Source organism: Pantoea sp. M_9 (assembly GCF_008631385.1).
GTDB classification, from domain to species: Bacteria; Pseudomonadota; Gammaproteobacteria; order Enterobacterales; family Enterobacteriaceae; genus Pantoea; species Pantoea eucrina.
In genome coordinates this window covers 1-20,468 of the sequence record NZ_VWUF01000013.1, presented here as the reverse complement: position 1 = coordinate 20,468, position 20,468 = coordinate 1, and the positions used below count along the sequence as shown (strand labels likewise).

The following is a 20,468-nucleotide window of genomic DNA, read 5'->3' as shown; positions in this document are numbered from 1 at the left end:
AACTGTTATGCAAAAAGTTGTTCTCGCAACCGGTAATCCGGGCAAAGTTCGCGAACTGGCCGATCTGCTCGCTGATTTCGGTCTGGATATCGTGGCGCAAACGGAGCTTGGCGTGGAGTCAGCCGAAGAGACCGGTCTGACCTTCATTGAAAATGCGCTGCTTAAAGCGCGTCACGCGGCGCAGATAACCGGCCTGCCGGCTATCGCGGATGATTCCGGTCTGGCGGTAGATGCGCTGGGCGGCGCGCCCGGCATCTACTCCGCACGCTATGCTGGCGCAGAAGCCAGCGACCAGCAAAATCTGGAGAAGCTGCTGCTGGCGCTGGAAAATGTGCCGGATGGCGCGCGTCAGGCGCAGTTTCACTGTGTGCTGGTCTATGTGCGGCACGCCGCTGACCCGGTGCCGCTGGTGTTTCACGGCAGCTGGGCGGGCGAAATTACCCGTACGGCGGCCGGTGAAGGCGGCTTTGGCTACGATCCCATCTTCTTTGTACCGGAAGCGGGTAAAACCGCCGCTGAACTGAGCAAAGATGAGAAGCGTGCCCTCTCCCACCGGGGTAAAGCGTTAACGCTGCTGCTGGATGCGATGCGCAATGGCTGATTTACCGCCGCTAAGCCTCTACATCCATATTCCATGGTGCGTACAGAAGTGCCCCTACTGCGACTTCAACTCACACGCGCTGAAAGGCGAAGTCCCGCATCTGGAGTATGTACAGCACCTGCTGCAGGATCTTGAGCAGGACCTGCCTCTGACCGCCGGACGCGAGGTACGCACGATCTTTATTGGCGGCGGCACGCCAAGCCTGCTGAGCAGTCACGCGATGCAGACGCTGATGGATGGCGTACGGGCGCGCCTGCCGCTGGCGGCTGATGCGGAGATCACTATGGAAGCGAATCCCGGCACGGTGGAAGCCGATCGCTTCAGCGGCTACCAGGCTGCGGGGATCAATCGCATTTCCATCGGCGTGCAGAGTTTCAGTCCGCAGAAGCTGGAGCGGCTGGGGCGTATTCATGGACCGCAGGAGGCGAAACGCGCCGCTGAACTGGCCGCCGCGCTCGGGCTGCGCAGTTTTAATCTGGATCTGATGCATGGCCTGCCTGACCAGTCGCTGGAAGAGGCGCTGGACGATCTCCGTCAGGCGATCGCGCTTAACCCGCCGCATCTCTCCTGGTATCAGCTGACCATTGAGCCCAACACGCTGTTTGGTTCACGACCACCGCAGCTGCCGGATGATGATGCGCTGTGGGATATCTACGAGCAGGGGCACCAGCTGCTGACGGCTGCCGGCTATCAGCAGTATGAGACCTCAGCCTACGCGAAGCCGGGCTATCGCTGTGAGCACAATCTTAACTACTGGCGCTTCGGTGATTATCTCGGTATCGGCTGCGGGGCGCACGGTAAGCTGACGCAGGCGGATGGCCGCATTGTGCGGACGGTAAAAACCCGTCATCCACGCGGCTTTATGAAGGGCAACTACCTTGATAAGCAGCATGACGTAGCGAACGAAGATAAGCCGTTTGAGTTCTTTATGAACCGGTTCCGCCTGCTGGAAGCGGCGCCGCGCGCGGAGTTTCACCGCTATACCGGGCTGGATGAGCAGGCGATCCGCCCGCAGATGGAGCAGGCTATCGCCGCAGGCTATGTCACTGAAAGCGCCAGCGAGTGGCAGATCACCGAGAAAGGCAAACTGTTCCTGAATTCGTTGCTGGAACTGTTTATGTAATCAGAGCGGCCCGGTGGCCGCTCTTTTTTTGCTAGTTAATACGCTTCACCAGCGTTTTACGCTGGTTTTCCAGCGCGATGACCCGGTTGCAGACCTCATGGCCAAAGTTCTGGAAATCGCGCTCCTGGTTATTCCATTCAGTCTGAATCGACTGCTGCAGACCGCCCAGATTGCCCATCAGCGCCTGCAGCGGATTACTGCCGCTGGTCGCCTGCTGCGTGCCCATCTCATTCAGGCTATCCTGCAGTACGCCGCCCAGCGTGCTCTGTACCAGCTTCTGCCCGTCAGCGCGCACCTGGTTTATCGCCTGGTGGTGAAACGTCAGGCCATCCTGGCGCTGCTCAATGATGCGATTCATCTGCTGCTTCAGCTGGCCATCCAGCGTGGTCAGGCGGTTGCGCACGTTGCTGTCGCTGCCCAGTTTTTCAACGATCACTTTATCCAGTGCGGCACGCCCGCGTTCGAGGCGCGTTTTAGCGCCGTTGCTGACCCACGGCAAATCGCGACGCAGCGCGCTCTGGTAATCAATCGCCTGCTGACGTGCCGCGTTATCAACGGTAATCTTTTTGCCGTTAAAGGTGACATCACCCTGTGGAGTCATCGTGAGATTGCCGTTGCTGCCGACAACCTGAACGCTTTGCGGGGTGATCACCACATCATCCTGCGGATTAACGCTGCACTGGTAGTCAGCGTGTGCCTGCGCTGCCGTCAGCAGTAGCGCGGCGAACAGAGCCTTACGAATCATGGGATCTCCTGAATGTGCTGTGCGGGGTAGATATTGTGCGGCCAATGGCGCGGTCGCTATTAATGGCGACCCGGCGGCAAATTACATCACAGGGGGCGCATTAATGCGCTCCTGGTGCCGTGTTTAAACGGGCGCCATAAATGGCGCCCCTACGGCACATTACATTGTAGGGGGCGCATTAATACGCCCCTGGCGCGGTATTTCAACGGGCGCCATAAATGGCGCCCCTACAGATTTTCGTACCGGCGCGGAATTTCAACGGCGACCCGGCGGCACATTACACCGTAGGGGGCGCATTAATGCGCCCCTGGCGCAGTACATTACAGGTCGCGCCGTCATGCGCACCCGAATGTCGCACTACAACTTAGTCCCACCAGACGTCAAAGAGTTCCGTTATCTGGATATCAGATAATTCACGTCCTTCCAGCCACTTGCGCACCAGTTCACGATGCTCATCGGTGCACTTTCCGGTCTGCTGCATGCAGACCAGACCTTCCCACACCAGATAACCGCTGCCGTCATAGGCCAGACCGTTTGGATCGATCACCTCTGTAATAAACTGATCCAGCGTGGCATCAATCTGCTCTTCGGTGGTTCCGTCGGCAAAACGCCATGCTACGGAGAAACCCAGCTCCTGAAACTCATCAATATGCAGTTTCTTACGTAAACGACGACTACGCTGTACGGCCATTATTTTACCCTCTCAAACATCAGATCCCACACGCCATGGCCCAGTCGCTGCCCGCGCTGCTCAAATTTAGTCAACGGACGCGTCTCGGGACGCGGCACGTAATCCTGGGTGGCTGACTGATTAACGTAACCCGCTACGCTGTTCATCACCTCCAGCATATGGGTCGCGTAATCTTCCCAGTCGGTGGCCATATGGAACACGCCGCCAAGCTTCAGCTTACGATGCACCAGTTCAGCAAACGGTGCCTGCACGATACGGCGTTTATTGTGACGCGCTTTGTGCCACGGATCCGGGAAGAAAAGCTGCACCATGCGCAGAGAGTTATCCGGGATCATATGCTCCAGCACTTCTACCGCGTCATGGCACATAACCCGCAGATTCTCCACGCCCGCTTCTTTCGCCGATGCCAGGCAGGCACCTACGCCCGGCGCATGCACTTCAATGCCCAGGAAGTTCTGCTGCGGATTATTTTGCGCCATAGTAACCAGCGAGGCGCCCATACCAAAACCGATCTCCAGCACCAGCGGTGCATCGCGCCCGAACAGCGCGGTCATGTCCAGCGGCGCGGGCTGATACTCCACGCCCATCACCGGCCAGTATTGATCCAGCGCGAGCTGTTGGCCTTTCGTTAACCGCCCCTGGCGGCGTACGAAGCTGCGGATACGGCGCAGCGGCCGCCCGTTTTCATCAAATTCCGGAGTGATGACGTCATTTATCATGTTGAAGCCTGCTGGTTAGCCTGTTCGGGGAAACGGGCATTATGCAAAGTTAAAGGTCAGAAGCAAGCCTTTGCAATCTTCCGGTTTACACCCCTGACGCTCTGTGCTGCAATTCCTGCCTGATTGTAGAGTAAACACGGAAAATTTCCTTCATATGATGCAGGCGTCGCAATTCGCGCAACAGGTGCTCAGGTGGTATGACCGCTTTGGCCGCAAAACGCTGCCGTGGCAGCTGGAAAAGACGCCCTATAAAGTGTGGCTTTCCGAGGTCATGCTGCAGCAGACGCAGGTTGCCACGGTTATTCCCTATTTTGACCGTTTTATGGCGCGCTTCCCCACCGTACGCGATCTTGCTGCCGCGCCGCTGGATGAGGTTCTGCATCTCTGGACCGGACTCGGCTACTATGCGCGGGCACGCAACCTGCATAAAGCGGCTAAACAGGTCGTGGATCAGCACGGCGGCGAGTTCCCGCCCGACTTCACGGCGATTGCTGCCCTGCCGGGCGTAGGCCGCTCAACCGCCGGAGCGATCCTGTCACTGTCGCTTGGCCTGCACTTTCCGATTCTGGATGGCAACGTCAAACGCGTGCTGGCGCGCTGCTACGCCATCGGCGGCTGGCCTGGCAAAAAAGAGGTTGAAAAGCAGCTGTGGCAGATCAGCGAAACGGTGACGCCGGCGCAGGGCGTCAGCCAGTTTAATCAGGCGATGATGGATCTGGGTGCGCTGGTCTGCACCCGTTCGCGGCCAAAGTGCGAAATCTGCCCGCTCAATAGCGGCTGCGAAGCGTATGCCACCCAGCGCTGGGCTGACTATCCGGGCAAAAAGCCCAAAGTCACTCTGCCGGTGCGCAGCGGCTGGTTTTTACTGATGCAGGATGGCGATAATGTCTGGCTGGCGCAGCGTCCACCCACGGGACTGTGGGGCGGCCTCTACTGCTTTCCGCAGTTCAGCAGCGAGGATGCACTGCGGGAGTGGCTGACACAGCACGGTATTAGCGGCGACCTGCAGCAGCTGACGGCATTTCGCCACACCTTTAGCCATTTCCATCTGGATATTGTGCCGATGTGGCTGGCAGAGCCATCCGCCGGGTCGCTGATGGATGAAGCGGGCGGTCTCTGGTATAACTTAGCGCAACCACCGTCAGTGGGCCTTGCTGCCCCGGTAGAGCGTTTACTGCATGAATTACGCCATCCGCAGCAGCTGTCACTGTCATCGCGCGCGATCGAAGAGGAAGAGTAATGAGCCGCACCATTTTTTGTACCTATCTGCAACGTGACGCTGAAGGCCAGGACTTTCAGCTCTATCCCGGCGAGCTGGGCAAGCGCATCTATAATGAGATTTCTAAAGAAGCCTGGCAGCAGTGGATGTCGAAACAGACCATGTTGATCAACGAGAAAAAGCTCAACATGATGAATCCGGAAGATCGCAAAGTGCTGGAAAAGGAGATGGTCAATTTCCTGTTTGAAGGCAAAGATGTGCATATCGAAGGTTTTACCCCGCCAGAAAAATAACCGTTCCGGGCCTTCCTTTGAGGCCCGCTTTTTTGAGTCAGGCACAGATTCACGATGAATAAAAAACTGATAGCCCTGCTGGCGATCGCGCCGCTCTTGATCTCCTGCTCCGGACAAAAAAAATCGCAGTATCACGAAGAGTGGGTTAAAGATACCAACGGCTTTGACATTCTGATGGGACAGTTTGCCGCCAATATCGAAAATATCTGGGGCATTAATGAAGTTCTTATCGCCGGGCCGAAAGATTATGTGAAGTACAGTGACAACTACTACACCCGCAGTCACATCAACTTCGACAAGGGTAGTATCACCATTGAGACCATCTCCGGTACCGATCCCATGGCCAGCCTGCGCCAGGCGATCGTCACCACCCTGCTGATCGGCGACGATCCGGGCAATGTCGATCTCTACTCTGACGCCAACGATATAAAGATCAGTAAAGAGCCGCTGCTGTATGGCCAGGTGCTGGATAATACCGGTCAGCCGATCCGCTGGCAGGGGCGCGCCGCCAGCTTTGCGGACTACCTGATCCAGAACAAACTGCAAAAACGCACCGCCGGGCTGCATGTGATCTGGTCGGTAACCATTCCTATGGTGCCGAACCATCTCGACAAACGTGCGCATAAGTATCTGCCGATGGTGCGCAAATCTGCTGAGCAGTATGGTGTCGATGCCTCACTGATTCTGGCGATTATGCAGACCGAATCGAGCTTTAACCCCTATGCGGTCAGCCACGCTGATGCGCTGGGGCTGATGCAGGTGGTGCAGCATACTGCCGGCGTTGACGTCTTCCGCATGAAAGGTAAATGGGGCAAACCTAGCCGCAGTTATCTGCTGGACCCGGAAAACAATATCGATGCCGGTACGGCTTATCTCTCACTGCTGCAGAAAAGTTATCTGGGCGGCATTCAGGATCCTACTTCGCGTCGCTATGCGGTGATCACCGCGTATAACGGCGGTGCCGGCAGCGTGCTGCGCGTCTTCTCCAGCGATAAAGATCGCGCATTTTCGCTGATCAACGATATGTCGCCAGCCGATGTCTACCAGACGCTGACCAGCCGCCATCCTTCTGCCGAGTCGCGTCGCTATCTCTATAAAGTTAACCAGGCGCAGCGCAGCTATCACCGCTATTAAGTGCGCCAGATTGTCGCGCCCTGCCCGGTCGGGTCAGGGCGCGATACATTCAGGTCAGCATATTCGCCACCAGCTGCTTATAGCCGCTGCTCTGTTCCGCGATATAAACCCCCTGCAGCTCCGGTGAAAAACCCGGCAGCTGGTTGATGCCCGCTTCCAGCGCCAGGAAGTAGCGCTGTACCGCCCCGCCCCACACCTCGCCGGGCACGACGCACAGCACGCCCGGTGGATAAGGTAATGCCCCTTCCGCCGCGATACGCCCTTCCGCTTCCGCGACCGGCACCAGCTCCACTTCACCGCGGATATATGCCTGATGTGCATCCTGCGGATTGACCGCTACCGGCGGGAAACAGTCAGCGCGGAACATCGCTTTCTGCAGATCTTTAACGGCAAAACTGACGTAGAGATCGTGCATCTCCTGACAGAGGCGGCGCAGCGTATAGCCGCGATAGCGCTCCGCATGCTTGCGATACAGGCTCGGCAGCACTTCCGCCAGCGGTGCATCTTCGCGCACCTGCTGTTCAAACTGCTCCAGCATCGCCACCAGATGCGCCATCTTCTCCGCGCTTTCTGCCGGCGTCAGCAGAAACAGAATGGAGTTGAGATCGCATTTCTCCGGCACGATGCCGTTCTCACGCAGATAGTTCGCCAGTATGGTGGCCGGAATGCCAAAGTCGCTGTACGCGCCGCTGCGTGCGTCGATGCCCGGCGTGGTAAGCAGCAGCTTGCAGGGGTCAATCTGATACTGGCCCGGCGCATAGCCGCTGAAGCCGTGCCACTCCGCGTCGGGCTCAAAGCTAAAGTAAGCCGGATCGCGGGCGATAGCGGCGCTGTCTGCCTGCTGCCACGGCGCGCCGTGTACCTGAGCAGGCAGAAACGGTTTAATCATGGTGCAGCGCTGCAGGATCGCTTTACGCGCCTCAATGCCCTGTATGACACAGTCGTGCCACAGGCTGCGCCCTGCCTCGCCCTGGTGCATACGCGCGTTGATATCCAGCGCGGCAAACAGCGGATAAAACGGGCTGGTTGAGGCGTGCAGCATAAAGGCGTTGTTCAGCCGCTTATGCGGGCAAAAGCGCTGCTGACCACGGATATGATTATCCTTTTTATGGATCTGCGAGGTCTGCGAAAAGCCCGCCAGCTGTTTGTGTACTGACTGGGTGACAAAGATCCCCGGATCGTCTTCCGTCAGGGTAAGCGTCAGCGGTGAACCCGCCGCCATCAGCGGAATAAACTGTTCATAGCCGAGCCACGCGGAGTCAAACAGAATGTAGTCGCACAGATGACCGATGCGGTCCACCACCTGACGCGCGTTGTAAACGGTGCCGTCATAGGTGCCGAGCTGGATAATCGCCAGCCGGAATGGCCGCGCCTGCCTGGCGCGTTGGGGACTAACCTTTGCGATCTCTGCCCGCAGATAGTTTTCATCAAAACAGTGCGCGTCGATGCCGCCAATCAGGCCAAACGGATTCCGCGCCGCCTCCAGATAGACCGGCGTGGCGCCCGCCTGCAGCAGCGCGCCGTGATGGTTAGATTTATGGTTATTGCGATCGAACAGAACCAGGTCGCCGCGCGTCAGCAGCGCATTGGTGACGACTTTATTCGCGCTTGATGTTCCGTTCAGCACAAAATAGGTTTTGTCAGCGTTAAAGACGCGGGCTGCAAACTTTTGCGCATCTTTCGCCGAGCCTTCATGGATCAGCAGATCGCCCAGCCGGACATCTGCATTACACATATCAGAGCGGAACAGGTTTTCACCATAAAATTCATAAAATTGCCGCCCGGCGGGGTGGCGGCGAAAAAACGCCCCGCCCTGATGGCCCGGGCAGGCGAAAGTGCTGTTCTGCATATCGACGTAGCGCGTCAGGGTATCAAAGAAAGGCGGCAGCAGTGCCGCTTCATACTGCTGCGCAGCCTGCTCCAGCGCCTGCCACTCTTCAGCTGCGCCGTTGATTTCTCCGGTCACGCCAGGCAGCTCCAGTACTGCGCTATCAAACGCGTTCGCCACAAACACCGGCAGGTTGAATCCGGTCTGGCGCAGCAGCATCAGTACGCCGCTGCGCGTATCCGCCAGCGAGAGCACCACCGCGGCAACGTCGGTAAAGTCGGTCGTGTCGAGCGTCACGACATCGCGGGTGGTATTCAGGCTCAGGCCCGGCGCGATTGCCACACTGGCGGCTATTTTCAATGGGTTCATAACTCAAATCCCCGGCATAACAGGATGAGTGGGTGCCAGTGGCACAGAAAGGAACGGCGTAACCAGTGCAGGAGACCCGCCGGTCGCGATAATGGCATTTTTTGCTGCGGCTCACAATCAGGGTTACTATTGGCTGCACACTTCCCATCGCCGGAGGCGGCATGTTCAAAGCATTGGTCATTGAAAATGATGCGCAGGGGTATCGCACCTCCCTGCAGGATCTCTCCGAGCAACAGCTTCCCGATCGGGATGTTATCCTCGATATCAGCTACTCCACGCTGAATTACAAAGATGCGCTCGCCATCTGCAACAAAGGGCCGATCGTACGCCAGTTTCCCATGGTGCCAGGCATCGACTTTGTGGGCCGCGTGACCCACAGCCGCCATCCGGCGTGGCAGCAGAACGATCTGGCGCTGCTGACCGGCTGGGGCGTGGGTGAAAAGCACTGGGGAGGACTGGCGCAGAAAGCCAGCGTCTCCGGCGACTGGCTGGTCAGCGTACCGGATGCGCTCAGCCCGCAGCAGACGATGGCGATAGGCACCGCCGGCTTTACTGCGATGCTCTGCGTGATGGCGCTGGAAAAACAGGGCATCACTCCGCAGCACGGCCCGGTGCTGGTAACCGGAGCCAGCGGCGGCGTAGGCAGTTTTGCGGTGAGCCTGCTGGCGCGCCTGGGATATGAGGTGGTCGCCGCCAGCGGACGCACGGCTGAGCGCGACTACCTGTGCAATACGCTGGGCGCCACAGCGGTAATCGATCGTGCTGAACTCAGCGAACCGGGTAAACCGCTGGCAAAAGAGCGCTGGGCCGCCGCCATTGATACCGTGGGCAGCCACACGCTGGCCAACGTGCTGGCAGGGATGCGCCGCGACGGCGTGGTGGCCGCGTGCGGAATGGCGCAGGGGCTGGATCTGCCGGGCAGCGTAGCACCCTTTATTCTGCGCGGCGTCACGCTGACCGGAATCGATAGCGTCATGTGTCCGCAGCCGCTGCGCCAGCAGGTGTGGCAGCGGCTGGCAGAACAGGCCGACAGCGCGCTGCTGCAGCAGATAACCCGCATCATTCCGCTCAGCGAAGCGCAGGCGGGCGCCGAACAGCTGCTGGCGGGCAAGGTGCGCGGCCGGCTGATAGTGGACTGCCGTCAGGGAGTTAACGATGTCTAAGCCCGCGATTACCCAGTGCAACTGGATGCTGCGTTCAGCGTGGATGGCTCAGGAGCTGCTACAGACGTTCAGCGACGATCTCAGCGCGGTCACACTGCAGCCTGGTACCGGCGGCGTATTTGAGATCAGCGTGGATGGTCAGGTTATCTGGGAGCGCAAACGCGACGGCGGTTTTCCGGATGCGGTCACGCTGAAACAGCGCGTGCGCGACTACTGCTGGCCGGATCGCTCGCTGGGCCATGCCGACAAACGGCGCTAGCGCCGCTCGCCGGCAGCGGGATATCTGCCGCTACTTACTTTTCAGATGACTTTTGATGCCAGTAGGCGACGGCGCGGACAAAGTCCGTATCCGCGCCGCGCTGCTGCGTAAAATAGTCGCTGAGCTGCTTCACCGCATTACCTTCTCCGGTCAGCCAGACAAAATAGTCATCGCCGGTGAAATCGATGGCAGCCAGCTCTGCCGTCAGCTGCGCTGGCGTAGTGGCCGCCATACGGTTGCTGCCCAGCCAGTGAACGGTAACGCCCTCCATCTCTCCCAGATAGTCGCGCCCGATAGCAGCATCCGTAAACGCCAGCAGGTGAACGCGCTGCGCCTGCAGTTCCGCATAGCGCCGCTTAAAAGCAGGCAGCCCGGTTTCATCGCAGACATAGACCTGGCAGGCGTAATCCACCGGCATAATGCAGGAGCCGCGCGGCCCGCCCATCGCAATCCGATCGCCAGGCTTAGCCGCAGCTGCCCAGCCGCTCGCCACCCCGTCATCATGCATATAGAAATCGAGCGTCAGAGCGTCGACGCCGTTAAACGCCAGCGGCGTGTAGTCGCGCGCGGCGGGACGCACGCCCTCAGGCCAGACGATGCCATTTTCGCTCAGCTGCGGCAGCGCAACATCGCAGCCCGGCCCGGAGGGGAAAAAGACTTTGATATGATCGTCAAACGAGGGGGAATGGAAGCCTGCCAGATCGGCCCCGGTAAACACAATGCGCCAGAAAACACCGGCAACACGGGTTTTGCTGGCTACTGTGAGATGACGAAAGCGCAGCTCATTACGCACTCGCTGCGGTGCACGACTCTTTTTCTGTGACAATTCACTTCTCCCGGCAGCGGCAGCAGCGCACTCCACCTGTACCGCCACGCTAAATTAATGTAAATAATTCTCATTACGTGGCGAAACGATAGCGGTGACCGCGCCGGGAAACAATGTCGAAAAATGCGGTTGCCGCATTAGCGGAGAGCGGCGGCAGGTGTCAGGCGTGCAGATCGCTGCAGCAGAGAGAAGCGTTCTCACTGTTTTCATACTGAGGCAGTGCGTTGTCACCCACAATTTCCTGCTGAGCACAGCGCTGCTGGTGCGGATGCAGGCCGCCGGGGGGTGAAAATGGCTCAGCCATTTGCGCACCGGCCAGCGATGAAAAAACGGCAAGCGCCGCGGACAAGAACAACGGTAAAAGTCGCATGATGATTTTGGGTTTCATGTAAAGATCCGGAGCGGACCGGGAATGCAGAGAGCCATCCAGCCTGATGCTGCGCTGCCAGCGCATGGCGCGGCAGGTCAGGCTTCGGAGCAGAATTTTACGCCGCTACCGGCGCAGGGTTTATAAAATTGTGCGGTCTGTCACGTTTCGCCGCACAATTTGCTGTTTATTCCAGTGCTACCGGAATATGAAAGGTGCCCTGCAGCAGCTGCGGCGTACTGTATTTCAAATCGAGCCTGAGCAGATCCTTACCGGGCCGGCGCGCCACGCCGAGCGCGGGCAGATGGTTGTAGTAAATCTCGGCGGTGAAGGCGTTGATCTCTTCCGGCGCGCCATGCCAGTCGATCTCTGCATACAGCCCGCTCTCGCCGGTCCAGTTCTGCACATGCTGTGGCAGAACGTCAGCGTGCTCACTCTCCAGCGCCTGAAACAGGCTGATATGCTGCTGATCGAGCGAGCTCACGCCGGGACTGAACTGAAAACCGAGCCAGCCGCGCGTGGCGTGCTGACCGGCAAAGGCGATAAAGTCGCGTGTATACTGCGCCACAATATGGTTGTGATGGTCAATATATTCGCCAAAGCGGCACTCCCACTCCACCACCTCTCCGCTCAGACGGATTTCCGGTTTCTCAGCGAGCCGTGTTTTAACCCACGGGCGCGGTGCAGAGATGCGGCTGTGAAAGGCTTTCATGCGCATTTCCGGAATACGGCGGTAGGCGCCAGGCGTCAGCGAAAAATGACTTTTGAAAACACGGGTGAAATTTTGCTGATTATCGAAGCCAAAACGCACGGCGATGTCGATCAGCGGCATGCTGGTTAAGCGAAGCGCCATGGCGGATAAAGTCAGGCGGCGTTTACGCGTGTAGGAGGCCAGCGTCTGGCCGGTCATCTCCTTGAACATGCGCTGCATATGCCATTTGGAATAGCCCGATTTCAGGGTGATAAGATCGATATTAAGTTCATCGGTCAGGTTGGCTTCAATCCAGTCAACCAGGTCAGAGATATACTGCTTTTTCAGGTTCAGGCTAAGCATGGTTCTAATTGAATGAGTCAGGAAAGCGCGCATTAATGCGTTATTTGTCACATAAATATAACAAAATCGCCTAACCAACGTAAGGAAGAGTAAAGGATCCGCTGAGGGTGGCGCACTAATTGCTTAGGTAACTAACTTTTTACGAAATGCGAGCGGCACGCTGTGTCGTGCCGCTCTGCTGCAGACAGATATTAATGCGAACGCATACCTGCCGCGGTCATCATCATACGAAACAGGGATGCCACCACGCCGAGTGCCAGCACGCTTGCACCATAGATGATCACCAGCCACATCACCCGCTTCCAGAGCGGCGCTTTGTGTTCAGTGTGCTGTTTCATGTTGCTGACCTCCGTTTGCATCTCAATGGTATCCTGCGTCAGCTTTGATTTTTCCGCGGAACACATAGTAGCTCCAGAAGGTATAGCCCAGAATCATCGGAATAATCAGCAGGCTGCCCACCAGCATAAAGGCCTGGCTCTGCGGCGGCGATGCCGCTTCCCAGATGGTTACGGATGGCGGAATAATGTTTGGCCAGACGCTGATGCCAAGCCCGGAGAAGCCGAGGAAAATCAGCGCCAGCGTCAGCAGGAACGGCGAATAGTGCGCCTCGCGTTTGATGGCGCGCATAATGCCCCACGAGCAGAGCAGAACCAGTACCGGCACCGGCAGGAACCAGAACAGGTTCGGCCGGGTAAACCAGCGCTGCGAAATCGCTTCGTGAGCAAACGGCGTCCACAGGCTGATAATGCCGACGATCACCAGCAGCGCAATCACCAGCGGCGTAGCCAGCGCAGACATTTTACGGTGCAGTTCATTTTCGGTTTTCATGATAAGCCAGGTGCAGCCCAGCAGCGCATAGGCCACAACCAGACCCACGCCGCAGAACAGCGGGAACGGGGCCAGCCAGTCCAGAGCTGAACCGGCAAACTCACGTCCTTTAACCGGGAAACCGTTGATCATCGCACCGACCGCCACGCCCTGGCTGAAGGTCGCCAGCAGCGAGCCGGCAATAAACGATTTATCCCAGAATGCACGATGCTCTTCGGTCGCCTTGAAGCGAAACTCAAACGCCACACCGCGGAAAATCAGGCCGATCAGCATAGCCGTCAGCGGGATCGCCAGCGCATCAGCGATCACCGCATAGGCGAGCGGAAAGGCGCCATACAGCCCTGCTCCGCCCAGCACCAGCCAGGTTTCATTGCCATCCCAGACCGGCGCCACGGTGTTAACCATCATGTCGCGCTCAACGGCATCTTTGTTAAACGGAAACAGAATACCGATGCCCAGGTCAAAGCCATCCATCACGATATACATCAGCGTGGCAAAGACGATGATGGCGAACCAGATAACGGAAAAATCGATCATTTATTTACCCTCCTGCGAAGCATCCAGGCTCTCATGTGCAGCAGAGAGCGGGCGCGCTGGCGTCTTGTCCTGACCCGGACCACCGTGACGGACATCTTTCCCTTCACCGGTGTGCGGACCTTTTTTGATCAGGCGCATCATATAGACATAGCCCACGCCAAACACCGATGAGTAGACCAGGATAAAGGCCAGCAGGCTGATACTCATATGCAGGTCGCCATGCGCTGAAACCGCATCGATTGTGCGCTGCACGCCGTAAACCACCCACGGCTGCCGTCCGATTTCAGTGGTGAACCAGCCAGCAAGAATAGCGATCAGGCCCGATGGTCCCATCAGCAGTGCAAACCACAGGAACGGTCGTGAGCTGTAGAGGCGCTGTTTATAACGCAGCCACAGGCTGAACACGCCGAGCGTGATCATCAGCAGACCCATCGCCACCATGACGCGGAACGACCAGAAGATCACCAGCGAATTAGGCCGATCCTCTTTCGGGAAAGTTTTCAGTGCCGGAACCTGTTTATCAAGACTGTGCGTCAGGATCAGGCTGCCGAGATAAGGAATTTCCAGCGCATACTTTGTACGCTCCTCTTCCATATCCGGAATACCAAACAGGATCAGCGGCGTGGCTTCACCCGGCGGGTTTTCCCAGTGTCCTTCAATGGCAGCAATTTTTGCCGGCTGATGCTCCAGCGTGTTCAGGCCGTGCGCATCGCCAATCATCGCCTGAATCGGAGCAACAATCAGCGCCATCCACAGCGCCATTGAGAACATCTTGCGGATCGCCGGGTTGTCATTGCCGCGCAGCAGATGCCATGCCCCGGACGCGCCCACAAAGAAGGCGCTGGCGAGGAATGCCGCCACCGACATATGGAACAGCCGATAAGGGAATGAGGGGTTAAACACAATTTTGAACCAGTCTTCCGGCACCACAATACCATTCTGGATGATGTAGCCCTGCGGCGTGTGCATCCAGCTGTTTGATGCGAGGATCCAGAACGTGGAGATCAGCGTACCTAAGGCGACCATACAGGTGGCGAAGAAGTGCAGGCCTGGTCCGACGCGGTTCCAGCCAAACAGCATGACGCCGAGGAAGCCCGCCTCAAGGAAGAAGGCGGTCAGCACCTCGTAGGTCAGCAGCGGACCGGTAATACTTCCGGCAAACTGCGAGAACCCGCTCCAGTTGGTCCCGAACTGATAGGCCATAACCAGACCTGAGACCACCCCCATACCGAAGTTCACCGCAAACACTTTCGACCAGAAGTGATAGAGATCGCGGTAGGTTTCATTACGGGTTTTCAGCCACATCCCCTCGAGCACCGCCAGAAAGCTGGCAAGCCCGATAGTGATGGCCGGGAAGATAATATGGAAGGAGACAGTAAACGCGAACTGTATCCTGGCCAGATGAAAAGCATCTAATCCAAACATTGCTTACCTCATTGCCACAAAATTACGCGGAATTTTTACTTATTATTAACAAAGATGGCGCGCAGAATAATTTCTGCTACACCGTCATCAATTCCCGCCAAATGTGAGAAACCCGGCAGGAACAAACGGAAAAGAGGGAGTGAATAAAACTATACCAGTAAACCTTGATTAAGATCATTGTTTTTGCGAGAAACTATTTGTTTAAAATCACTGAGTTAAGGTTAATTATCCTGCTCTATTGTGACAATGTTGTTATTAAGCTTAGCGGCTGTAAAAGAGATCGCTTCTTTAAGCAGTTCATTTAATTGTTAATTACGGTAACAACCAAAACGGCAGCCTGATCTCTGCGCCAGCGCAGTGTAAAAATTATTGCACGGCCGTTTTTTTAGTTAAATTAAAATTAAAAAAAATTTGTTTATAGCGAAAAGTAATTAATAACGTTTTTGCTTAGCGCCTGTTCATCTGGCACAAAATTTATCGCAGCGGGATCCTGCGTCTCTTCCGGAGGCACAGACGCCCGGATGGCTAAAGCATGTGAACCGGATGTCGGAAGCAGAAAACGACCGCATAAATTGATCAAGAAAAAAGGGCAAGCGGCGCCTGAAACTGGCGATTTTCTTATTTGCAGATTAATCCGGTGCGCTTTCTGAAGGTATATTTAAGAAACACCTTAAATATCTTTAAATACAGGCCGTTGTTAATATTGTAAAAAAGGCAAAAACGGCGATCCATCGACAATATTTATTACGTTCATAGATATTTCGCATTGTTGTCTGCAACCGCGAACCCTCTATAATTTGTCTTTTGAGCAACCAGGAATTTCAGGAGGCCGTTATTAATACTAACCACCAGCCACGCCAGGTGTTCGGTGAACACGAAGCCCATGCTGATCTGGGGTATCAATACGATCCTCATGAGTTCGTGCGTGAAGGCGCAGAAGATTCGGAGCCAGAACCTGAGCTGATTCAGGGACTGCCGGCACCGGATGCGCTGACGCCTGCCGATCGCTATCTGGAGATGTTTGAACATGTTCAGACCTCTCATATTTTTGCTGACAGCAAAACGTTTCCCGACTGCGCGCCTAAATTCGATCCGCTGGATATTCTTATCCGCTATCGTCGCCGCAAGCGGACAGGCGATCTCGATCTGGAAAAGTTTATTCATGAGCACTTTTACCTGCCGCAGGTAAATGAGAGCTTTTATGTCTCAAATCCGGATAAAACGCTGAAAGAGCACATCGATGATCTGTGGCCGGTGCTGACAAAAATGCCTCAGCAGCATATGCCACACTCCTCGCTGCTGCCGCTGCCAAAACCTTACGTGGTACCCGGCGGCCGCTTTGGCGAAACCTATTACTGGGACTCCTATTTCAGCATGCTGGGGCTGGCGGATGCCGGGCGTGACGATCTGCTGCGTCATATGGCGGACAATTTTGCCTGGCTGATCGATAACTACGGTCATATTCCTAACGGAAACCGTACTTACTATCTCAGCCGCTCACAGCCGCCGGTGTTTGCCCTGATGGTGGAGCTGTTTGAAGAGGATGGCATTCGCGGTGCCAAACGCTACCTTGATCAGCTGATGAAAGAGTATCAGTTCTGGATGGACGGCGCAGGTGAGCTGATGCCGCATCAGGCTTATCGTCACGTCGTGCGCATGCCCGACGGCTCTCTCCTCAACCGCTACTGGGACGATCGCGACACACCGCGTGATGAATCCTGGGTGGAAGATGTGGAGACGGCCAGCAAGTCGAGCCGTCCGGCTAATGAGGTTTACCGCGATCTGCGTGCCGGTGCTGCATCCGGCTGGGATTACTCTTCACGCTGGCTGCGCGATCCGCAGCGGCTGGCAAGTATCCGTACCACGCAGTTTATCCCGATCGATCTTAATGCGTTTCTCTACAAGCTGGAGCTGATGATCTCCACGCTATCGCACGCCCGCGGCGAAGAGCTGACGGCGCTGGCGTGGCAGAAAAAAGCGGATGCGCGCAAGCAGGCGATTAACCGTTACCTCTGGGATACCACCGCAGGCGTTTATCGTGACTACGACTGGCGCAACGAGCGGTTTGGCGCCTTTACCGCCGCTGCGGTTGTGCCGCTGTTCCTCGGCCTGGCTTCGCCTGAGCAGGCGCATCTGCAGGCGATTGCGCTGCGCCAGTTGCTGCTGACGCAGGGCGGACTGCTGACCTCGATGGTGGAGAGCGGCGAGCAGTGGGATGCGCCCAACGCCTGGGCACCGCTGCAGTGGATGGCCGTGGTAGGACTGAATCACTACGGTGAAGAGACGCTGGCCACTGAGATTGCGGTGAACTGGCTGACTACGGTGAAAAATTTCTACTCGCTGCATCACAAGCTGGTTGAGAAATATGATATCAGCGGCGATCGGGCGCGTCCGGGCGGCGGCGGTGAATATCCGCTGCAGGACGGTTTCGGCTGGACCAACGGCGTGACGCGCCGTCTGCTGACGATGTATGGTCATCTGCTGGCAGATTAACTCTGCCCTGCAGTTAAGAAGAGGTCGCCCGCAGGCGACCTTTTTTTATTTCTGCTGCTGCAAAAAGGCGAGCAGATCGGCGTTCAGCCGATCCTGATGGGTAACCGCAAAGCCGTGCGGTGCATTGTCATACACTTTCAGCTGCGAATGCTTAATCATCTCATGCGCCAGCTTGCCGGTCGCCTCAAAGGGTACAACCTGATCGTTACTGCCGTGGATCACCAGCGTGGGCACATCGACTTTAGCGATATCATCCCGGAAGTCCGTCTCTGCAAACGCCGTAACGCAGTCGATAGTCGCTTTCAGCGAAGCGAGCAGCGCGATATTGAGCGTCTGGGTCAGCACCCCGTCTGAAACCTGCTTTCCGGCGTTCAGACCATAAAACGGCGTGGCAAAATCGCTGATAAACTGCGCGCGATCCTGACGCAATCCCGCCCTGATATCATCGAACACCGCCTGTTCCGGGCCTTCCGGATGATCCGCTTTCCGGCCAAACACCGGCGTCACGGCACCCAGCAGTACCAGCGATTTTACTTTCGCGCTGCCGTAGCGGCCAATGTAGCGCGCGACATCGCCCCCACCCATTGAAAACCCTACCAGCGTAATCTCTTCCAGCTGGAGATGTTCAATCAGATCATGGATATCATCAGCGAAGGTATCGTAGTTATATCCTTCCCACGGCTGCTCTGAGCGGCCAAAACCGCGACGGTCAAACGCGATAACGCGATAGCCCCGCTCCGCGAGGAAAGTCAGCTGGCTGTCCCACATATCCGCATCCAGCGGCCAGCCGTGGCTGAACAGCACTGGCTGGCCGCTGCCCCAGTCTTTGAACCAGAGCGTAACGCCATCTTTAGTCTGAAAGGTGCTCATCTCATTCTCCGTGTGTGGCCGATAACAGGCAGTTTTATTGCCAGCAGAGATCGCCGCGGCAATGTCCACAGGCAAGTTTAGGCGCATTACGCGAATAAGGGTTACAGCGGATGCATTTAAGGGTTAAACGGCGCGTCTCTCCTGCCCGGAGGCAGCGAGCCGGATCCCCTGCTTTCCATTACGCTTCACCTGATACATCGCCTCGTCTGCCCGTTTCAGCGCATCATCAAAGCTCTCTGTCGGCTGTACCGGTGCCACGCCGATTGAGGCGCCAATCTGTGCGAGGCCGTTATCCACATCAAACGGCTGCAGCGCCGCCTCCAGCACCGCCTGCGCCAGAATCCGTACTTTAGGGTAATCAATCAGGAACGGCATCAGCAGCACAAACTCATCACCGCCGAGTCTGCCCGCCAGCACCACAGGCGGCAGAGCGTCCAGTATCCGCTGGCTGAGCTGGATCAGCACTTCATCACCGCTGCGATGACCGAGGGTATCATTGACATGTTTGAAGTTGTCCAGATCGATAAACGCCACGCAGAGCGGCCCTCCGGCCTGCATCTGTGCAAACTGAACGGAGAGCGCATGGCGATTGGCGAGACCCGTCAGCGGATCGTGATGCGCCAGCAGCGCGAGCTGAGCCTCATAGTTTTTCTCTTTGGTCATATCGATATGCGTACCGGTCACACGCAGCGGATTACCCGCCGCATCCCACTCGCTGACGCGACCGCGATCCAGCACCCAGGTGATTTTGCCATTTTTGCCAATCATACGGTGCAGCGCCTCATACCACGGCGCCCGCCCTTCGATATGGTCGTAAAACGCCCGCAGTACCTCATCCGCATCTTCCGGATGCAGGCACTCCCGCCAGGCCTCAAAGCGCGCTTTGGTCTCTTTCGGCTGAAAGCCAAGCATCGCCCCCCAGCGCCGGTTAAATATCACCAGTTTGCCGCTGGGAATGTCCAGCTGCCACAGGCAGAGTCCGGTGCCATCCAGCGCGGCGCTGAGTTTATTGCGCGCATCATGCGCAATGCGCTTCAGGCGCGCGTTGTGTTTTTTCAGGTTCTGGATCTGCTGACGCAGGGCTTCTTCAGACATAGTGAGTTATGGTGAGAAAATAAACGCTATTTTGCCTGTCCTGAATTTTCTGTAAACAGACGAGATGAAAAGCCGACGAGTTTCGGAAAATTGTCCCAACCGCAGAAGTAATAGCGCATTATCTGCCGGTTTTCAGTTTGCTTTGTCTGTTGGGGAGGGGCGTTGGTGCGCTGAGCAGCGCGGGGCTGAGGAAATAGCGCTAAGCAGCGCGGGGCTCTGAGGGGGTTCCGCCCGCTAGCGCAAGGGGGGGCGCTAAGCAGTGCGCGGCACTGAGGGGGTTCCGCCCGCCAGGCTTCCGGCAGTTTCAGCGGCGTTTCCGCACGCGGACGGGCTAAGGGGCGGGTGGGCGCCCCTCTCCCCGCCTGCAACTCCTTCATTTGTTTTTTTAAAAGTGTTGCGGTGTGGTCTGAAGCTTCTTCACGAAACCTTCAGCCATAAAAAATTTAAGAAAGAGAGAAAAAATCAGCAGCCGGGGGAAGCGCCATCCGGGTCCGCCGAGGGAGGGCNGCAGCGGCGGGCGGGGCTGGCGCAGGGCCGGGGAGTGCAGAGGGCGCGGCCAGGCGTCCTCTGCCCGGTCGCCGTGCCGGGACACAGGCAGCCGCCGCAGCTGACGGCGAACGGAACCGGCGCTCAATCTGCGCCAGGCAGCGCGGAGCTGGATGCGGCAGTGCGCGGCACTGAGGGGGTTCCGCCCGCCAGGCTTCCGGCAGTTTCAGCGGCATTTTCGCACGCGGACGGGCTAAGGGGCGGGTGGGCGCGCCCCTTAGCAATCCGCGCCCCGCGCCGTCCTCGCGAATTCCCGGGCTTATCCCTCCGGCCTTAACGGACC

Annotated in this window: 20 protein-coding genes; 8 read left to right on the top strand and 12 right to left on the bottom strand. The window is 57.2% G+C overall.

Annotated features, from left to right (window positions below):
- Window positions 1-7 precede the first annotated feature (7 nt).
- Both F3I15_RS15390 and hemW read left to right on the top strand, forming a co-directional pair.
- Window positions 8-601, top strand: coding sequence for an XTP/dITP diphosphatase (locus tag F3I15_RS15390; RefSeq protein ID WP_150018513.1), 594 nt, complete (start codon window positions 8-10; stop codon window positions 599-601).
- Window positions 594-1,724 (top strand): radical SAM family heme chaperone HemW, encoded by a 1,131-nt coding sequence (gene hemW, locus F3I15_RS15385; protein ID WP_150018512.1) that lies wholly within the window; start codon window positions 594-596, stop codon window positions 1,722-1,724. Before F3I15_RS15390 ends, hemW begins: the two co-directional genes overlap by 8 nt.
- Window positions 1,725-1,755: 31 nt before the next feature.
- Here hemW and F3I15_RS15380 read toward each other — a convergent pair whose 3' ends face one another.
- From F3I15_RS15380 to trmB, 3 genes are all read right to left on the bottom strand, one after another.
- Window positions 1,756-2,469 carry a DUF2884 domain-containing protein gene (locus F3I15_RS15380; protein WP_150018511.1) on the bottom strand — a complete coding sequence of 238 codons (714 nt, stop codon included), beginning with the start codon at window positions 2,467-2,469 and terminating at the stop codon, window positions 1,756-1,758.
- A 364-nt stretch (window positions 2,470-2,833) separates the two neighbouring features.
- Window positions 2,834-3,160, bottom strand: a complete 327-nt coding sequence (locus F3I15_RS15375) for a YggL family protein (RefSeq protein ID WP_150018510.1) — start codon at window positions 3,158-3,160, stop codon at window positions 2,834-2,836.
- Window positions 3,160-3,879 carry a tRNA (guanosine(46)-N7)-methyltransferase TrmB gene (gene trmB / locus F3I15_RS15370; RefSeq protein ID WP_039380104.1) on the bottom strand — a complete coding sequence of 240 codons (720 nt, stop codon included), beginning with the start codon at window positions 3,877-3,879 and terminating at the stop codon, window positions 3,160-3,162. The genes F3I15_RS15375 and trmB overlap by 1 nt, the downstream gene beginning before the upstream one ends.
- 154 nt (window positions 3,880-4,033) lie before the next feature.
- Here trmB and mutY point away from each other — a divergent pair, with 154 nt between their 5' ends.
- The 3 genes from mutY to mltC are packed head-to-tail and all read left to right on the top strand — an operon-like array spanning window position 4,034 to window position 6,525.
- A complete protein-coding gene (gene mutY, locus F3I15_RS15365; protein WP_150018509.1) occupies window positions 4,034-5,119 on the top strand; it encodes an A/G-specific adenine glycosylase in 1,086 nt (361 codons plus the stop codon).
- The gene (locus tag F3I15_RS15360) at window positions 5,119-5,391 is read left to right on the top strand and encodes an oxidative damage protection protein (protein ID WP_039380106.1); all 273 of its coding nucleotides are present in this window, start codon (window positions 5,119-5,121) and stop codon (window positions 5,389-5,391) included. Before mutY ends, F3I15_RS15360 begins: the two co-directional genes overlap by 1 nt.
- Window positions 5,392-5,445: 54 nt before the next feature.
- Window positions 5,446-6,525, top strand: coding sequence for a membrane-bound lytic murein transglycosylase MltC (mltC, locus tag F3I15_RS15355; RefSeq protein ID WP_150018508.1), 1,080 nt, complete (start codon window positions 5,446-5,448; stop codon window positions 6,523-6,525).
- 49 nt (window positions 6,526-6,574) lie between these two features.
- Here the strand turns inward: mltC and F3I15_RS15350 are convergent, their stop codons facing one another.
- On the bottom strand, window positions 6,575-8,722 hold the full coding sequence (locus F3I15_RS15350; RefSeq protein WP_150018507.1) for an ornithine decarboxylase: 2,148 nt from the start codon (window positions 8,720-8,722) through the stop codon (window positions 6,575-6,577).
- 161 nt (window positions 8,723-8,883) lie between these two features.
- On the opposite strand from F3I15_RS15350, the gene F3I15_RS15345 reads away from it, so the two are divergent.
- Window positions 8,884-9,885, top strand: coding sequence for an MDR family oxidoreductase (locus F3I15_RS15345; protein WP_150018506.1), 1,002 nt, complete (start codon window positions 8,884-8,886; stop codon window positions 9,883-9,885).
- Complete coding sequence (locus F3I15_RS15340) at window positions 9,878-10,144, top strand: SelT/SelW/SelH family protein (protein WP_150018505.1); 267 nt, start codon at window positions 9,878-9,880, stop codon at window positions 10,142-10,144. The genes F3I15_RS15345 and F3I15_RS15340 overlap by 8 nt, the downstream gene beginning before the upstream one ends.
- A gap of 34 nt (window positions 10,145-10,178) precedes the next feature.
- Here the strand turns inward: F3I15_RS15340 and F3I15_RS15335 are convergent, their stop codons facing one another.
- From F3I15_RS15335 to F3I15_RS15310, 6 genes are all read right to left on the bottom strand, one after another.
- On the bottom strand, window positions 10,179-10,970 hold the full coding sequence (locus F3I15_RS15335) for a siderophore-interacting protein (RefSeq protein ID WP_150018504.1): 792 nt from the start codon (window positions 10,968-10,970) through the stop codon (window positions 10,179-10,181).
- Window positions 10,971-11,130: 160 nt separating this feature from the next.
- Entirely contained in the window at window positions 11,131-11,274 is a 144-nt protein-coding gene (locus F3I15_RS15330) for a cytochrome P450 (RefSeq protein ID WP_223810722.1), read from the bottom strand.
- A gap of 250 nt (window positions 11,275-11,524) precedes the next feature.
- Window positions 11,525-12,391: a helix-turn-helix domain-containing protein gene (locus F3I15_RS15325; RefSeq protein ID WP_150018503.1), complete on the bottom strand. Its 867-nt coding sequence runs from the start codon at window positions 12,389-12,391 to the stop codon at window positions 11,525-11,527.
- Between the two features lie 191 nt (window positions 12,392-12,582).
- The gene (locus tag F3I15_RS15320) at window positions 12,583-12,729 is read right to left on the bottom strand and encodes a DUF2474 domain-containing protein (RefSeq protein ID WP_369826793.1); all 147 of its coding nucleotides are present in this window, start codon (window positions 12,727-12,729) and stop codon (window positions 12,583-12,585) included.
- A gap of 22 nt (window positions 12,730-12,751) precedes the next feature.
- A complete protein-coding gene (gene cydB, locus F3I15_RS15315; RefSeq protein WP_039380114.1) occupies window positions 12,752-13,756 on the bottom strand; it encodes a cytochrome d ubiquinol oxidase subunit II in 1,005 nt (334 codons plus the stop codon).
- Window positions 13,757-15,181, bottom strand: a complete 1,425-nt coding sequence (locus tag F3I15_RS15310; protein WP_039380115.1) for a cytochrome ubiquinol oxidase subunit I — start codon at window positions 15,179-15,181, stop codon at window positions 13,757-13,759. It abuts the gene before it with no gap.
- A gap of 834 nt (window positions 15,182-16,015) precedes the next feature.
- On the opposite strand from F3I15_RS15310, the gene treF reads away from it, so the two are divergent.
- Window positions 16,016-17,674, top strand: coding sequence for an alpha,alpha-trehalase TreF (gene treF / locus F3I15_RS15305; RefSeq protein WP_370513347.1), 1,659 nt, complete (start codon window positions 16,016-16,018; stop codon window positions 17,672-17,674).
- Window positions 17,675-17,719: 45 nt separating this feature from the next.
- Here the strand turns inward: treF and F3I15_RS15300 are convergent, their stop codons facing one another.
- Together F3I15_RS15300 and F3I15_RS15295 are read right to left on the bottom strand one after the other, a co-directional pair.
- Window positions 17,720-18,544 (bottom strand): alpha/beta fold hydrolase, encoded by an 825-nt coding sequence (locus F3I15_RS15300; protein WP_150018501.1) that lies wholly within the window; start codon window positions 18,542-18,544, stop codon window positions 17,720-17,722.
- Between the two features lie 123 nt (window positions 18,545-18,667).
- Window positions 18,668-19,639 (bottom strand): sensor domain-containing diguanylate cyclase, encoded by a 972-nt coding sequence (locus F3I15_RS15295; RefSeq protein ID WP_150018500.1) that lies wholly within the window; start codon window positions 19,637-19,639, stop codon window positions 18,668-18,670.
- Between the last annotated feature and the right edge of the window lie 829 nt (window positions 19,640-20,468).

Coding starts and splice junctions, on each gene's coding strand:
- F3I15_RS15390 (WP_150018513.1), top strand. CDS start 8: ATGCAAAAAGTTGTTCTCGCAACCGGTAATCCGGGCAAAGTTCGCGAA.
- hemW (WP_150018512.1), top strand. CDS start 594: ATGGCTGATTTACCGCCGCTAAGCCTCTACATCCATATTCCATGGTGC.
- F3I15_RS15380 (WP_150018511.1), bottom strand. CDS start 2,469: ATGATTCGTAAGGCTCTGTTCGCCGCGCTACTGCTGACGGCAGCGCAG.
- F3I15_RS15375 (WP_150018510.1), bottom strand. CDS start 3,160: ATGGCCGTACAGCGTAGTCGTCGTTTACGTAAGAAACTGCATATTGAT.
- trmB (WP_039380104.1), bottom strand. CDS start 3,879: ATGATAAATGACGTCATCACTCCGGAATTTGATGAAAACGGGCGGCCG.
- mutY (WP_150018509.1), top strand. CDS start 4,034: ATGATGCAGGCGTCGCAATTCGCGCAACAGGTGCTCAGGTGGTATGAC.
- F3I15_RS15360 (WP_039380106.1), top strand. CDS start 5,119: ATGAGCCGCACCATTTTTTGTACCTATCTGCAACGTGACGCTGAAGGC.
- mltC (WP_150018508.1), top strand. CDS start 5,446: ATGAATAAAAAACTGATAGCCCTGCTGGCGATCGCGCCGCTCTTGATC.
- F3I15_RS15350 (WP_150018507.1), bottom strand. CDS start 8,722: ATGAACCCATTGAAAATAGCCGCCAGTGTGGCAATCGCGCCGGGCCTG.
- F3I15_RS15345 (WP_150018506.1), top strand. CDS start 8,884: ATGTTCAAAGCATTGGTCATTGAAAATGATGCGCAGGGGTATCGCACC.
- F3I15_RS15340 (WP_150018505.1), top strand. CDS start 9,878: ATGTCTAAGCCCGCGATTACCCAGTGCAACTGGATGCTGCGTTCAGCG.
- F3I15_RS15330 (WP_223810722.1), bottom strand. CDS start 11,274: ATGGCTGAGCCATTTTCACCCCCCGGCGGCCTGCATCCGCACCAGCAG.
- F3I15_RS15325 (WP_150018503.1), bottom strand. CDS start 12,391: ATGCTTAGCCTGAACCTGAAAAAGCAGTATATCTCTGACCTGGTTGAC.
- F3I15_RS15320 (WP_369826793.1), bottom strand. CDS start 12,729: ATGAAACAGCACACTGAACACAAAGCGCCGCTCTGGAAGCGGGTGATG.
- cydB (WP_039380114.1), bottom strand. CDS start 13,756: ATGATCGATTTTTCCGTTATCTGGTTCGCCATCATCGTCTTTGCCACG.
- F3I15_RS15310 (WP_039380115.1), bottom strand. CDS start 15,181: ATGTTTGGATTAGATGCTTTTCATCTGGCCAGGATACAGTTCGCGTTT.
- F3I15_RS15300 (WP_150018501.1), bottom strand. CDS start 18,544: ATGAGCACCTTTCAGACTAAAGATGGCGTTACGCTCTGGTTCAAAGAC.
- F3I15_RS15295 (WP_150018500.1), bottom strand. CDS start 19,639: ATGTCTGAAGAAGCCCTGCGTCAGCAGATCCAGAACCTGAAAAAACAC.